This window comes from Streptomyces sp. NBC_00536 (genome assembly GCF_036346295.1).
In the GTDB taxonomy this organism is placed as follows: Bacteria; Actinomycetota; Actinomycetes; order Streptomycetales; family Streptomycetaceae; genus Streptomyces.
Genome location: NZ_CP107819.1, coordinates 8542368 through 8556215 on the forward strand (window position 1 = coordinate 8542368; position 13848 = coordinate 8556215).

Here is a 13848-nt window from a genome sequence, read left to right on the forward strand (position 1 = left end):
TCCACTGGGAGTTCGTCGGAACACCCCCGCGTCGGCGGGGAGGACGGAATCCAGTCCAGCCCGTTGCCCAGGCCGTCCGGAACACCCCCGCGTCGGCGGGGAGGACGTGCCCCCGGGCTACAAGATGGGCGCCTCCGACGGAACACCCCCGCGTCGGCGGGGAGGACTCCAGGGTGTCCCGCGCGCTGTCCAGCGCATCCGGAACACCCCCGCGTCGGCGGGGAGGACGCGCGGCACGGCAGGCCGTACGGCGGCAGCGCCGGAACACCCCCGCGTCGGCGGGGAGGACTGGACGAAGCTTGGAACCTTTGGCGGACTCGACGGAACACCCCCGCGTCGGCGGGGAGGACCGACCTGTCGGGGGTGGACCGGGTAGAAGCGCCGGAACACCCCCGCGTCGGCGGGGAGGACGCGAAGAGCGCCCTCATCCGATCATTGTGGATCGGAACACCCCCGCGTCGGCGGGGAGGACAGGAAGCCCTGTCCGACATGCTCATCCTGATTCGGAACACCCCCGCGTCGGCGGGGAGGACCTCGGACGCCGGGTGATGGTCACGGGTGTCGACGGAACACCCCCGCGTCGGCGGGGAGGACGTCCGTGAGCCCAGCAAGACGCTCCACTACATCGGAACACCCCCGCGTCGGCGGGGAGGACGAACCGGGGCGGAACGCACGGTTCTTGCGCGACGGAACACCCCCGCGTCGGCGGGGAGGACAACCCCTCCGACCGGCCTCGCGAGGCTGACGGCGGAACACCCCCGCGTCGGCGGGGAGGACGCCAGTGCCAGAGCGACCAGGTCGTACAGGGCCGGAACACCCCCGCGTCGGCGGGGAGGACTCGGGCACGGGGGCGCGTTCCGCGGCGGGTGGCGGAACACCCCCGCGTCGGCGGGGAGGACCTGTTCGCCTCGCTGCGCCCGTTCATGCGGGCCGGAACACCCCCGCGTCGGCGGGGAGGACGCGAGCGTGGCCATGGCGTCGAGGGTGAGGGCCGGAACACCCCCGCGTCGGCGGGGAGGACCCTTCGTCACCTGCGTCTTTCTAGCTGGTTTGCCGTTGCTTTACCAGGTACGGGTCGGCAGGGGTGAAGGACATGGGCGAATCCTAGCGGTCTGGCTGCGGGGAGTGTTGTCAGTGGTCTCTGATTGAGTCGGTGCCAGTTGGGCGGTCGCTGTGTCGGAGGAGTTCAGCTGTGGTGCGGGAACCGGGATGTGAGCCGGACCAGACTTTGTGGGGGAAGGCGCGTGGGTTGGAGGAAGCGCTGCCGCCGTACCCGGTGGTGCGGCATCTTCTCGACGCTGCTGCTATGGCCCTGTTTCTCTGGGACCGGTATCTGTCCGTGAATCAACGGTGTTGCATCGCTGTCGGGTTCGGCCTTGGTGCCGAGCAGGAGCGGGCGCGGGTGCTGGTGGGTCTGTGTGCTGGTTTGCATGACATTGGTAAGATTTCCGGGTTTCAGTTCTGTGACCGTCGTGCTGCCGGTTACCTGAGTGGGGAACTCGTCGGTGACCTGGGTGCGATCGGGGCCGAGCGTGTGGGGCATGATGTGGCCGGGATGCGGGCAGCGTCGGCTGTTCTCGCCGCGCTGGGGTTCGGTGAGGGGCCCGGCCAGGACGGTGCTGCCGAGGCCATCGATCGGATTGCCGAGGTGATCGGCGGCCATCATGGGCGCTTCCACCGTCACGAGGATCTGTACGCGGGGGCGGAGTACCGGGACTTGCTGGGCGGGGCGGCGTGGGCCGAGCAGCGTGCCGTGCACGCCGCGGCTGTTTTCGCTGCTGTGGGCGGGCCGCTGCCGCCGGGGGAATTCAGGGCTGACGCTGCGGTCTTGGTAACAGGTGTGGTGATCCTTGCCGACTGGCTGGTCAGCCAGGAGGGGTACGTCAGGCTGCGCCAGCGCTGCTCGCCCGGGACGAGCCTGGATGACCACTTCACGCGGTCGTGTGCCGATGCGGAGGCGCTGGTGCGGGAGGCCGGTCTGTTGCCGGTGGAGTTGGTGCGCGGGGGGTTTTCGAAGGCCTATGGCATCGATGGGGAACCGAATGCCTTGCAGCGGTCGCTCGCGTCCGGGCTGAGGGCCGCGCTCGCGAAGTGCCGGCCGGAGGGTGGGTACAGGGATGGCGGGGCGGGGATCTTGGTGGTCACCGCGGCTCCCGGTGACGGGAAGACCGAGGCTGCTCTGGAAGCCGAGCGTGTGTTCTCGGAGGCGTTCGGCACGGGTGGGTTCGCTTTTCTGCTGCCGACGATGGCCACCAGCGACCAGATGCATGGCCGTGTCGCGGGTGTCCTTGCCCGCCAGAGCGGTGTCGGGGCCAGCCTGACCCTTACCCACAGCATGGCCTGGCTCAGCCGTGCCTATGGAGAGGACGAGCTCTCGGAGGGTGAGCGGGTGCTGGTCTGTGACGGCGATGAGGCGGCGGGAGGCCCAAGCGCTGCGCGTCATCGGGCGGATATGCGCCCTACGCGCTGGCTGAGGGGTGCCAAGCGGCCGCTCCTGGCCCAGTATGCGGTGGGGACCATCGACCAAGCGCTGATGGCAGTGCTCCCGGTGCGCCACAATGCGCTGCGGCTTCTCGCCCTTTCGGGCAAGACGTTCATTGTCGATGAGGCGCATGCCTATGACCCGTATATGCAGGTGTTGCTGGGCCGTCTGCTGAATTGGCTCGGGGCGTATGGGGTTCCTGTGGTTCTGCTTTCGGCGACGTTGCCCGCTTCCGTCAGTGACCGGCTGGTCAGGGAGTATCTCCAGGGGGCGGGGCACAAGAAGAGCGCTTTGCGGGGCATGACGTTCCCGGTGCCGTATCCGGGTTGGCTGTACGTGGACGCGGGCAGCGGGGAGTGCGCGCAGATCGGTGAGGCCGACAGGGAAGAGCAGGCTCGTCAGCGCCGGATGGAGCTGACGGTGCAGGTGGAGCCCGTGGTCCACGGCGAGATGGAGGGCGACCGGTCACGTCTCGCAGTGATCGGAAGGCTCCTGCAGCCGGTGCTCGAGGGGGGTGAGGGTTGTGTTCTCGTCGTGTGCAACACCGTCGGTGAGGCGCAGGACACCTACACGTACGTGCGCGCCCTGATGGCGGAGCAGGGTAGCGGTGGGGATCTGGAGCTGCTGCATGCGCGGTTCCCGGCTGATGTCCGGGAGGAACGGACGGGGCGTGTGACGTCCGGGATGGGGCGTTCGGGGCCGCGGCCGGTGCGTCGTGTCATTGTCGCGACGCAGGTAGTCGAGCAGTCTCTCGATCTTGATGCGGATCTGGTCATCAGTGATCTCGCGCCGTTGGCGTTGTTGTTGCAGCGAGCGGGCCGCTGCTGGCGGCACGAGAACTGGTGGGCAGAGCGGGGGAGGCCGGGCGGGCGGGAGCGGCCCGCGTGGGCGCGGGAGGCGGGCCCGCGGCTGGTTGTCCTGGACCCGCTGGCTGATGGAGGGTCGGTTCCACAGCAGTGGGGGACGGTGTATCACGAGGCGCTGCTGCGGGAGACCTCCGAGGTGTTGGCTGAGCGTGGCGGGGATCCCGTGGTGGTTCCGGATGATGTTCAGGGCCTGGTGGAGCGTGTGCACGGGGACCGTCCTGACCGTTTTGACTGGCAGAACCCTAATAAGTCCGCGGTGTGGACGGCGTTCTTGGGAGACGAGGCGGCGCAGCGCGGTGCCGGGCACATGAGCGTCATCCCCAAAGCCAGGAGTGTGGCCCAGCTGCACCTGCTTCACCAGCAGCCCGGTACGGAGGATGAGTGGGAGGCGGCGACCCGGCTGGGAGCGGACTCTGTACGGCTTTTGTGCGTGTACAGGCAGGAAGATGGCCAGGAGACCCTGGATGTGGAGGGCCGTTGGCCGCTGCCCACCGCGGCGGTCGGCGGCAAGCTGGCGGTCTCCGATGTACGACAGGTGATGGGGCGCACCGTTCCGGTGAGCGAGGACTGGTTCCGGGATGCGGACAGGGCTGATCTGGACCCGCCTGCCAGCTGGGCTGATCATCCACTGCTTGGTGATCTCGTTGTGCTGCGGCAGCCGGCACTCGATGGCCAGACAGGGAGCGTTGCCATCGGCAAGCACCGTATCTGGCTGGACGAAGAACTGGGCCTGCGGCGCGAGTGAGTGCCCCACAGCCCGGTAGCGGGCCCTGTACCGGCAGAGAGTTCGGGTATCTCCATCCAGTGGGCGAGTTCACCGGCCGCGCCCCCGCGTCGGCGGGGAGTCTTGAGGCAGGTTGAGCCACCTCAATCTGCTCCACGGCACACCCTCACATCAGCGAGGAACGCTCCGAACCGCTTTCCCGAGGTGCCACTGGCGCGGGTCGCCGGTTGGGCTGGGGCCACGCCGCGGCAGGCTACACGAACCTAGGCCCTGGCTCAGGGCGTTCGCCATAAATCTTCTCCACTTCTCACAACATGAAGACGGAAAGGCTGGAGCACTGCTGAGGTGGCTGCGCACACGAGGGCAGGCTCGTTGTCAGTGGTGGCTGTCACTATCGGTGCGAACAAGCGAAGCCTGCTTGTGATGGGGCGGAGCTGTGCCCTGGGGGCTGTGCAGGCCAAAAAGAGAGAGGAGGGGAGGCCATGGCCGACGGGTTCGATTTACGGGATATGCCGTGGATCCCGGTGGCGCTGAAAGGCGGGAGTTCGGCTTCGGTTGGGCTACGGGATCTGTTCCACCGGGCTCATGAGATCGAGGACCTGGAGTTACCGGTACCGCCGGCGGCGTCCGGGCTGCTGCGGATTCTCGCCTCGATGACGGCCAGGATTGCAGTGGGCCGTGATGGGGTCCGGCTTGATGACGAGGACCTTGCTGAAGACGCGCGAGACTGGCTCAACCAGCGAGACCAGGTGCTGGAGCAGGGTCGTTTCGATCCTCGGTTGGTGGATGCGTACCTGGACGAGGAAGTGCCCGACGGCCACCTCGACCTGTTCCATCCCACGCGTCCTTTTCTGCAGGACCCGCGGCTGCGCACAGAGTGTGTAGACCCGAAGGGCCGGCCGAACCCTTCCGGTGTGAACAAGCTAGTTCTCGGCCGGCCGACGGGCGTCAACGGAGCGGTTCTCTTCGGGCATTTCACCGACACCGAACCGGTTCCGGTGCCTGCGGCGGTGGCGGCCTGGCATCTGATCGCGCAGTTGTACTACGGGCCCGCCGGGCAGTGCACCCCGCGCAAGATCACGTCCGTCAAGCCCGGCAACGGCGATGCGGGTCCGCTGCGTAAATCGGTGTCCTACCACCCGTGGGCGGACGACCTGTTCACCACGCTGGTGCTCGGTGTCCCGCAGCCCGGTATCTGCGGGGACCCCGACGTCGACGACGCGTGCCCCTGGGAAGCGGAGGCTCTGCCCGACCCGCTGGGGCCAGCTGCGCCGCCGAGCTGGCCGGGGCGCCTGCTGACCGGCCGGGCCCGCCACGCGGCCCTCCTGGAGCCTTCGGCGGACGGCACGATGGTCACCGACGCCTACCTCACCTGGTCCACGCATCAGCCGGCCGCGGCGGCCCGGGACCCGTACGTCATTCTCGACATGCCCAAGGCGGGTGGAGGGCTGCCCTTCGCCCGCCCCGCCGACGGCAACCGGGCATTGTGGCGCGACTTGGATGCCCTGCTTCTCAAAGGCGGGGGGCAGAGTCAACGGCCGCCGGCTTTCGAGAGTCTGCCGCGCACGGTGCGAACCGGGCTGCGGGTGCGTGCGTACGGCTTTGATCAGGACGGGCAGCAGCGGGACAGTTCCTGGTTCGAGGCGACGACTCCCCCCGTGCTGCAGTGGCGGGAGGACGGGCCCCAGCCCCGCATGGCCATACGGGTGGGGCAGTGCCGGGAGTTCGCGGAGCAGGTCGGCGACAGGCTGTATTACGCGGCGCGGCTGGCGTGGAGGCTGGCTACGGATGCCGGGATCGACTCGACGGCGAAGGTCAAGCTGGATCTCAAGAAGCCCGGGCCCTGGGCACAGGTGGCCCAGGCCGGTTACTGGGCGGCGGCGGAGCGGGAGTTCTGGATGCTGCTCACCCCGGAAAAGAGCGGTGATCCGTTGCGGCTGCCGTTCGTGGAGGCGGCTCTCGAAGCGTTGGATGCGGCGATAGGGGCCAGGAGTGCCGATATCCGGGTCGCCCGGGCGCGGGTGAGGGCCCGCGGCACGCTCCGGGCTCTGCTTCGCCGGGCGGGCACAGTACCGCAGCCTGCCGAGGCGTCCTCAGGGAGGAACACATGACCACCATCGAATCGTCGGGCGTCGCCAGGACAGACTCTGCGGGCCAGTCCAAGCCCCGGCCCTCAGAGGAGTTCGTCGCCGGGGTGCTGTCCTTGTGCGCGCGGGACAAGGGCGCTCAGGCCGATCTGCGCAGCGGGCTCGCGCTGCCGTATGACCGCTGCCACCGGCTGCACCGCCATCTCACGCGTCTGGTCCCGCGCGAGGTGGGCCGCCACCCGGATGCACGCCGGCCGTACTACGCTCTCGCCGCGCTGATCGCCGCCCGCTCCCGCACCGCCCGCCAGAGCGATCAGGACCGGGACGAGGTACGCGCGACGGATACCGCCCCGGATGTTGCAGCAAGCGCACCGGTACGGGCGTGGTGGGATCGGCCCAATCTGGGGGCCGCGCTGGCCGAAGCCGTCAACAAGGGTGTGCTGAAACCGAACTCGGCCGAGTCGGAACTCCACCTGATGGCACGGGTCGGCAGCGATGCCCTGCACACCCGGCTTCCGGCCCTCACCCGCCAGCTCACCGGCGCCGGCGTGCACCTCGACTGGGCCGTGCTCCTGGAAGACCTCTCCTGGTGGGACAACGACCAGGACCGCATCGCGACGCGCTGGCTGGAGAGCTACTTCCGCCTGCGCAGCCTCGAAGACCGCGCCCCGGACAGCGGCGCTGACGAGCTGACCACCGAAGTTCTTGAGGAGAATCAGTGACCTCCCTGTTCCTGGACATGAACGCCATCCAGTCGGTTCCCGCAGCGAACCTGAACCGGGATGATCTTGGATCGCCCAAGAGCGTCCGGTACGGCAACGTCAACCGTATCCGCGTCTCCAGCCAGTCCTGGAAGCGCGTGATGCGCCACGGCGTGGAGCAGGACCTCGGAGAGAAGGCCGCCCGGACCCGCCAGGTGCCCATCAAGGTGAAGGAAACCCTCATGCGGGCCGGCTGGCCCGAAGACCTCGCGGCGTTCGCCGGAGCCCAGGTCGCCGCCAGCGCCAACAAGAAGGGCCTGGCCCTTGAGAAGGCAGGACACACCTCCGTGCTCCTGTTCCTTCCCGAAACCGGAATCGACGAACTCGCAGCTGTGTGCACCGAGCTGCGCGCGGAGCTGGAGGCGGCTCTAGGCAAGGCAAAGCCCGCGGCGGTGCTGCCCACCGACCGGATCGAGGCGATCCTCAAGCGGCGCACGGCCTCCATTAGTCTCCTCGGCCGGATGCTGGCCGAGCTACCCGGCGCGAACGTGGACGGTGCGGCGCAGGTCGCACACGCGTTCACCACGCATGCCAGTGAGCCGCAGCGGGATTACTTCACCGCAGTCGACGACTGGCTGGGCGATTCGGACACCGGCAGCGGTCACCTGAGCACCGCCGAGTTCAGCGCCGGGGTCTTCTACCGTTTCGCGACGGTCAACGTCACCGACCTCCTGAAGAACCTTGAAGGAGACGCAAAGGCCGCGAGGACCGTCCTCGGGTCGTTCGCCGAGCACTTCGTAATGTCGCTGCCTCAGGCCAAGCGCAACAGCACCGCCCCGCACACGATCCCCGACCTCGCCTACCTCGCAGTCCGCTCACACCGTCCGCTCTCGCTGGCCGCGGCGTTCGAGACCCCGGTCAGTGCGAACCGAGGCGGCGGGTTCTCCGGGCCCTCCCGTGACGCACTGGCCGCCTACGCGGGCCAGGTGCACCGGCTGACCGGGGACCGCAACCGGTCCTTCCACGGGCACGCCGGAGTGAACGCTGACGCGTACGAAAACCTGGGCGGGATGCACCAGTCCTACAGCGAGCTGATCAGCGCCGCCGTGGACACGGCGCTGCCCGAGACCGGGGACGGCGGCCAGTGACGGGGCTGCTGCTGCGCCTGGCGGGGCCACTGCAGTCCTGGGGGGAGCGCTCGGTGTTCTCCGCTGTACGGGACACCGCGCGTTTCCCCACCCGTTCAGGGATCATCGGGATCCTCGCCGCCGCCCAGGGGCTGGCCCGCGGTGATTCCCTCGCCCGATACGACGACCTCGAATTCACGATCCGCATCGACCGGCCGGGCATCCTGCTCAGCGACTTCCACACCGTCGGCGGGGGTCTGCCCACACATCTCACCGCCGCCACCAGCGGAGGGAAGAACAAGGGCGACGCCGTGATCACCCGGCGCCACTACCTTGCCGACGCCGTCTTCGTGGCCGCCGTCAGCGGCCACGAAGACCAGATCGAACAGCTCGCCCGAGCCCTTCAGTACCCGCACTGGGCGCCCTACCTGGGGCGCCGGTCCTGCCTTCCGGACGAGCCGTTCCTGCTGCGGTCCGCCGTCGCAGATCCGGTCGCAGAGCTGCTGACCGCCGTCCCGCTGAGCAGCCCGTACACCGACGAACGCCGCCCCAGCCGAGCCTCGCAGCACGCGCCGCGGGTGGAATTCCTGTGGGAGCAGCCCCCCACGGATGAGAGAGAAGCGGTCCGCCTCACCATCAACGACCACCCGGTCACCTTCGCCCCGCATGCCCGCAGCCACGCGAAGCGTCACCTGTACCGGACGGTGGAGGAGCTGCCCGTCCAGCTCCTGGAGACGAACCAGCGCACCCTGCACCAGCGCCTCATCGACTACGCCACCGGCAGTGCACCGAACACGGAGAGCACGGAGATCCCCGCATGAACCAGCGCGTCGCCCTCGCCCGCATCCGCCTCAACCCGGACAACCGCGCTGCGGAAAGGGACTTGCGTGATGCCACCCAGATGCACCGGACCCTGATGCGTCTGGTCCCGGACGGCCTGGGGGACAGCCCTCGGCTGCGCAGCGGGCTGCTCTACCGGGTGGAGATCACCGAGGACGCCACCACGCTTCTCGTGCAGGCTCACTCGGTGCTCGACGGGCGGGGCCTGCCCGCCGGGTACGGGCAGATGGAGGTCAAAGACCTCAGCCCGATGTTCGCCGCGCTCCGGCCGGGCCTGGGTGTCCGCTACCGGATCGCCGTCAACCCCGTCAAACGTGAGCGGCTGCCGCTGGAGCAGAAGAGCCAGCGGGGCAAGGTGATACCGCTCGCGGGGCCGGAGGCCGACCAGTGGTGGACGCGCCGCGCCACCGAGGCCGGACTGCACCTCAACTCGCTTCTGCCCACACCCATGGAGCCGGCCCGCCGACGGGGCAAGGACGCCGCGCCTCTACGCCACAGCCTGGTCCGCTACGACGGCACCGCCACTGTCACCGACCCGGAGACCCTGACGGCCGCGCTGCTGTCCGGGATCGGACGCGGCAAACCGTACGGTGCCGGGCTGCTGACCCTTGCCCCGGCCGCGGCATGACAGGAGCCTCCGGCAAGGGCGGCCAGGCACGACGGCGCCTGGCCGCCCCCACCCTAGCCATGCTCCCGCGCGTAGCCGACTCCCTGTCATTCCTCTACCTCGACATGGTCCGCGTCGTACAGGACGACACCGGGGTATGCGCGCAGATCCGAGTAGACGACAACCGCACCGACCTCGTCTACCTCCCGACCGCCGCACTGTCCTGCCTCCTGCTGGGCCCTGGAGTCTCCATCACCACCCGCGCGATGGCAACGCTCGCCCGCCATGGCACCAGCGTCGTGGTGACCGGAGCCGGAGGCGTCCGCGCCTACGCGGCAGTGCTGCCGGACTCCCTCACCACCACCTGGCTCGAGCACCAGGTCCACGCCGTCTCAGACACCGACCGCCGTCTTGCGGTCGCGGTACGCATGTACAAGATGCGCTTCGACAACGAAGTACCCGCGGGCGTGGACCTGGACAAGCTCCGCGGTATGGAAGGGCAGCGGATGAAGGCCCTGTACCGCCTCCTGGCACAGAAGCACGGCATCGGCCGATTCCGCCGCAACTACCACCCCGACCAGTGGCACGAACAGGACCCGGTCAACCTCGCACTGTCAGCCGCCAATACGTGCCTGTACGGGATCGTGCACGCGGCCCTCCTCGCGCTGGGCTGCTCACCTGCACTCGGCTTCGTCCACAGTGGAACGCAGCACGCCTTCGTCTACGACGTCGCCGATCTCTACAAGGCGCAGACGACCCTCCCGCTGGCCTTCTCCCTGCATGACTCCCCGGATCCGGAACGGGGGGCTCGCCGTAAATTCCGTGAGGACCTCCGGCTCCTTCGGCTGCTGCCCCGCATCGTGCACGACGTGCAGTCCCTTCTGAAACCGGACTCGATACTCCCGGACGAGGACCCGTCCGAGCGCCACCACGTCGACATGGTCCACCTGTGGGACCCCAAGGGCGGCATTCTGCCCGCAGGCGTCAACTACGGCTCGGAATCAGGCTGACATGCCATCAATGGCTGTCATCGCGACCACCGCAGTCCCCGATCACCTTCGGGGTGCCCTGAGCCGGTGGACAGCAGAAGTCGTCCCCGGGATCTTCGTCGGCACCATCTCCGCCCGCGTCCGCGACGAGCTGTGGACCGCAGTCTCAGCTGTGGTCGGCGACGGCCAGGCGGTCCTTGTCCACACCGCCCCCACAGAACAGGGCTACGCCCTCCGCACCGCTGGAACCCGGCGTCGGGTCCCAACGGACTTCGACGGGCTCACCTTGATTCGAATGACGGGGGCAGCGACCCAGCAGAAGCCGGGGCCAGAGCACCTGTAGGTGCCCGGCTCCGCGACCTCATCAAAGAGCCATCAGACACTGCCTAGCTATAAAACTGCCGGATGTTGGTTACACATGGGTCTCCGAATAAACGGAGATCTGCCATGCCCCCTTCGCTGCAACAGCAGCAGGACCGCCAGGCCCAGCATCGCCTGGCGGTCCTGCGCCATGCCGAGGAAGTCACGGGAACGTCGCGCTGACCTGTCGCTACTACGGCATCAGCCGCACGTGCTTCTACAAGTGGTTGCGCCGGTACCAAGACGAGGGCCTCGACGGCCTGCGGGGTCGCTCCAGCAAGCCGCATCATTGCCCGCACGCCACCGAGGACGACGTCGTCAACAAGATCGTCTACCTCTGGCAGCACTACCACTTCGGTCCGATGAAGATCAAGATGTACCTGAAGCGGTACCACGACATCGACATCGCCTGCTCCGCCGTCTACTACATCCTCAAGAGGCTCGGGATGAACCGTCTGCCGGCCTCCCAGCGCTACAAACGGCACGACAAGCGCTACACCCGCTATGAGAAGCAGCAGCCCGGCAACCGAGTCCAGATCGACGTAAAATTCTCCGAACCGATCGGCCTCCCAGCCCAGAACCCAGCCGCAGCGCCAGTCACCGCCACCCTGCCCAAGCGACGGCGGCGGGCGAAGTGCTACCAGTTCACCGCCACCGACGACTGCACCCGGCTGCGGGACCTGCGGATCTACCCGCGGTGCGTCCAGAAGACCGCTGTGCAGTTCCTCGACTACGTCCTGGAGAGTCTGCCCTTTCGCGTCGAGGTGATCCAGACAGACAACGGAGCCGAGTTCCAGTCCGCCTTCCACTGGAACGTCCTCGACAAGGGCATCGCCCACACCTACATCAAACCGGCATCCCCGCACCTCAATGGCAAGGTTGAACGGTCCCACCGCATCGACGCCGAGGAACTCTACCGCATGCTCGACGGCGTCGTCATCGATGACACCGGCGTCTTCAACGACAAGCTCCGCGAGTGGGAGGACTACTACAACTATCACCGCCCCCACGGCGCCCTCGGCGGCCAAACGCCATACGAACGACTCAAGCAGAAGACCCAGACCCGCTGTAATCAAGCTCCGGCAAATGCACACCTAGCGTCCGGGCCCGCTCCGGCTCGTCTCCGAGATCGAACGCGACAGCGATGCACCTCCGTTGATTCCCGGAGAGACCGCGGTCCCAGAGGAATAGGGTCATAGCAGCGGCGTCGAGGAGATGCCTCACCACCGGATACGGCGGCAGCACCTCCGCCAACCTGCGCGCCTTCTCCCACAGGGTCTGGTCCGGCTCATATCCCGGTTTCTTCATCACGGCTGGACTCTTCCAGCAGACCGACTGCCTGACACGGACTCAATCAGAGGTAACTGACAACACCTGTCGCGGTACAGCCTTACGCTTCCTTCATGACAGTCATCCCTGCTGATCCTTATCTGGCAAAGCAATTGCAAACCGGCTAGAAAGGTGCAGGTGGCGAAGTGTGCTCCCCGCCGACGCGGGGGTGATCCGTCCTCACGGAGCTGTTCCCTCTGGATCGGCCCGTGCTCCCCGCCGACGCGGGGGTGATCCGGCAGCGGGCCGGAAGGCCTGGGACACCGCCGCGTGCTCCCCGCCGACGCGGGGGTGATCCGTGGTGGCAGTGAGCGACGAGGAGCGGCGGGCCGTGCTCCCCGCCGACGCGGGGGTGATCCGGTCTGCGCGCCACTGCTTCCACATCTGCCAGGGTGCTCCCCGCCGACGCGGGGGTGATCCGTCTGCCCGTCGTCCTGGGGTTCCCCGCCGAGGGTGCTCCCCGCCGACGCGGGGGTGATCCGGCGGGCAGGTTGGTGGAGTCGTTCGCTGTAATGTGCTCCCCGCCGACGCGGGGGTGATCCGGCTAGCCCTGTTGACAATACGGCGCGAGACCCGTGCTCCCCGCCGACGCGGGGGTGATCCGATGCCGATGAGGAGGAAAACGGCGCCCAGCACGTGCTCCCCGCCGACGCGGGGGTGATCCGGCGTGGGGCGTTTCGCCCAACACCCTGGTGGAGTGCTCCCCGCCGACGCGGGGGTGATCCGGTCTCCGCCCACAAGTCCGGGCCGTGCACCCCGTGCTCCCCGCCGACGCGGGGGTGATCCGGAGTACGAGTGGGAGCAGTACCGCGCCCGGCAGTGTTCCCCGCCGACGCGGGGGTGATCCGCATGCGGTCGGTGTCGGGGTGGGGCCGGCGCGGTGTTCCCCGCCGACGCGGGGGTGATCCGGGCCAGGTAGCGGCGGGTGCCCCGGGGTAGCCGGGAGCCGTATGTCCCCGCAGTCGCCACGGCCCTGTTATCGGAAGTCGTTCAGCCAGTCGCCTGGGAGCAGGTCGCGTAGTGCGTCGAGGGCTGCTTCGGTGCGGGCACGGGCCAGGAGAGCCATGCCGTCGTCGTCACGCAGGAGAACGTCATGGCCGAGGAACCAGCGGGTGCTGTGTTCTTCCTCGCCCATCGGATAGGCGGGGAACGGCAGCTGAGTACAGTTTTGTTCCAGCACTTCGATGCCATGGTCGTCGAAGTCGATCAGGAAGTCGCAGCGCTCGCCATTGGTCTGCAGGGATTCCGACAGCACGATTTCGATGAAGCACAGGGATAGCCGCTCCAGCCAGATTTCCCAGCGTTCGGCAGCCTTGTCGGCCAAGTCGGCCCTGATGAAGACGGCGGGGTCTTCGTCCACGAGGGTGTCGAGGAGGATTCCCCAGGAGGCGGCCCCCTGGTTCTCATGCCGGAAGACGAGCGCTTCCTTGGCCTCGTCGACATACAGCTCGGACGGGCTGAGCAGGTCGTCATGGTTGCTGGTCAGGTCCCGGCGACGGCCGAACAGCACATACGCCTCTCGAAGCGCCAGTGGCAGCCGGATACCGAGTCTCTCCTCCGCGGCCACGAGGTCTGCCTCGCTCCAGCCGTCGTCATCGCCGAGCGCCTCCGACCAGTTCGCAACGAACCCTCGGATGAACTCCCAGGCATCCCTGCTGCCTTCAATACCCGCAGCGAGCGACCGCTTCATATCGAACTCATGTGTCATGGAAGGACGATATCGGCTCCGTCTACGC

General features: G+C 68.0%; 10 protein-coding genes, 1 pseudogene and 2 CRISPR repeat arrays (1 of these 13 cut by a window edge). Of the genes and pseudogenes, 9 read left to right on the forward strand and 2 right to left on the reverse strand.

From position 1 onward, the window contains the following. Nucleotides 1-1021: direct repeats of the CRISPR family, unit length 29 nt; unit sequence CGGAACACCCCCGCGTCGGCGGGGAGGAC (it extends 899 nt beyond the left edge of the window). 174 nt (nucleotides 1022-1195) lie between these two features. The 9 genes and pseudogenes from cas3 to OHS33_RS36835 form a co-directional block, all read left to right on the forward strand. Then, a complete protein-coding gene (cas3, locus tag OHS33_RS36795; protein ID WP_330335336.1) occupies nucleotides 1196-4093 on the forward strand; it encodes a CRISPR-associated helicase Cas3' in 2898 nt (965 codons plus the stop codon). Nucleotides 4094-4554: 461 nt separating this feature from the next. Beyond that, nucleotides 4555-6183 carry a type I-E CRISPR-associated protein Cse1/CasA gene (casA, locus tag OHS33_RS36800; RefSeq protein WP_330334762.1) on the forward strand — a complete coding sequence of 543 codons (1629 nt, stop codon included), beginning with the start codon at nucleotides 4555-4557 and terminating at the stop codon, nucleotides 6181-6183. Next, nucleotides 6180-6881, forward strand: a complete 702-nt coding sequence (gene casB / locus OHS33_RS36805) for a type I-E CRISPR-associated protein Cse2/CasB (RefSeq protein WP_330334763.1) — start codon at nucleotides 6180-6182, stop codon at nucleotides 6879-6881. The genes casA and casB overlap by 4 nt, the downstream gene beginning before the upstream one ends. 17 nt (nucleotides 6882-6898) lie before the next feature. Then, entirely contained in the window at nucleotides 6899-8008 is a 1110-nt protein-coding gene (gene cas7e, locus OHS33_RS36810; protein WP_330335337.1) for a type I-E CRISPR-associated protein Cas7/Cse4/CasC, read from the forward strand. Continuing rightward, nucleotides 8005-8808, forward strand: coding sequence for a type I-E CRISPR-associated protein Cas5/CasD (cas5e, locus tag OHS33_RS36815; protein ID WP_330334764.1), 804 nt, complete (start codon nucleotides 8005-8007; stop codon nucleotides 8806-8808). The genes cas7e and cas5e overlap by 4 nt, the downstream gene beginning before the upstream one ends. Further along, on the forward strand, nucleotides 8805-9455 hold the full coding sequence (gene cas6e / locus OHS33_RS36820) for a type I-E CRISPR-associated protein Cas6/Cse3/CasE (protein WP_330334765.1): 651 nt from the start codon (nucleotides 8805-8807) through the stop codon (nucleotides 9453-9455). Before cas5e ends, cas6e begins: the two co-directional genes overlap by 4 nt. A gap of 59 nt (nucleotides 9456-9514) precedes the next feature. Beyond that, nucleotides 9515-10444 (forward strand): type I-E CRISPR-associated endonuclease Cas1e, encoded by a 930-nt coding sequence (gene cas1e, locus OHS33_RS36825; RefSeq protein ID WP_330334766.1) that lies wholly within the window; start codon nucleotides 9515-9517, stop codon nucleotides 10442-10444. 1 nt (nucleotide 10445) lies between these two features. Further along, nucleotides 10446-10766 (forward strand): type I-E CRISPR-associated endoribonuclease Cas2e, encoded by a 321-nt coding sequence (cas2e, locus tag OHS33_RS36830; protein WP_330334767.1) that lies wholly within the window; start codon nucleotides 10446-10448, stop codon nucleotides 10764-10766. A gap of 104 nt (nucleotides 10767-10870) precedes the next feature. After that, nucleotides 10871-11850, forward strand: a pseudogene (locus tag OHS33_RS36835) (IS481 family transposase); the annotation flags it as partial. On the opposite strand, the gene OHS33_RS39930 reads toward OHS33_RS36835, so the two are convergent. Next, a complete protein-coding gene (locus OHS33_RS39930; protein ID WP_443065496.1) occupies nucleotides 11828-12091 on the reverse strand; it encodes an HD domain-containing protein in 264 nt (87 codons plus the stop codon). The pseudogene OHS33_RS36835 and the gene OHS33_RS39930 overlap by 23 nt on opposite strands. A 169-nt stretch (nucleotides 12092-12260) precedes the next feature. Beyond that, a CRISPR array of direct repeats spans nucleotides 12261-13021; the repeat unit is 29 nt; unit sequence GTGCTCCCCGCCGACGCGGGGGTGATCCG. A 67-nt stretch (nucleotides 13022-13088) separates the two neighbouring features. Further along, nucleotides 13089-13820 (reverse strand): SMI1/KNR4 family protein, encoded by a 732-nt coding sequence (locus tag OHS33_RS36840; protein WP_330334768.1) that lies wholly within the window; start codon nucleotides 13818-13820, stop codon nucleotides 13089-13091. Between the last annotated feature and the right edge of the window lie 28 nt (nucleotides 13821-13848).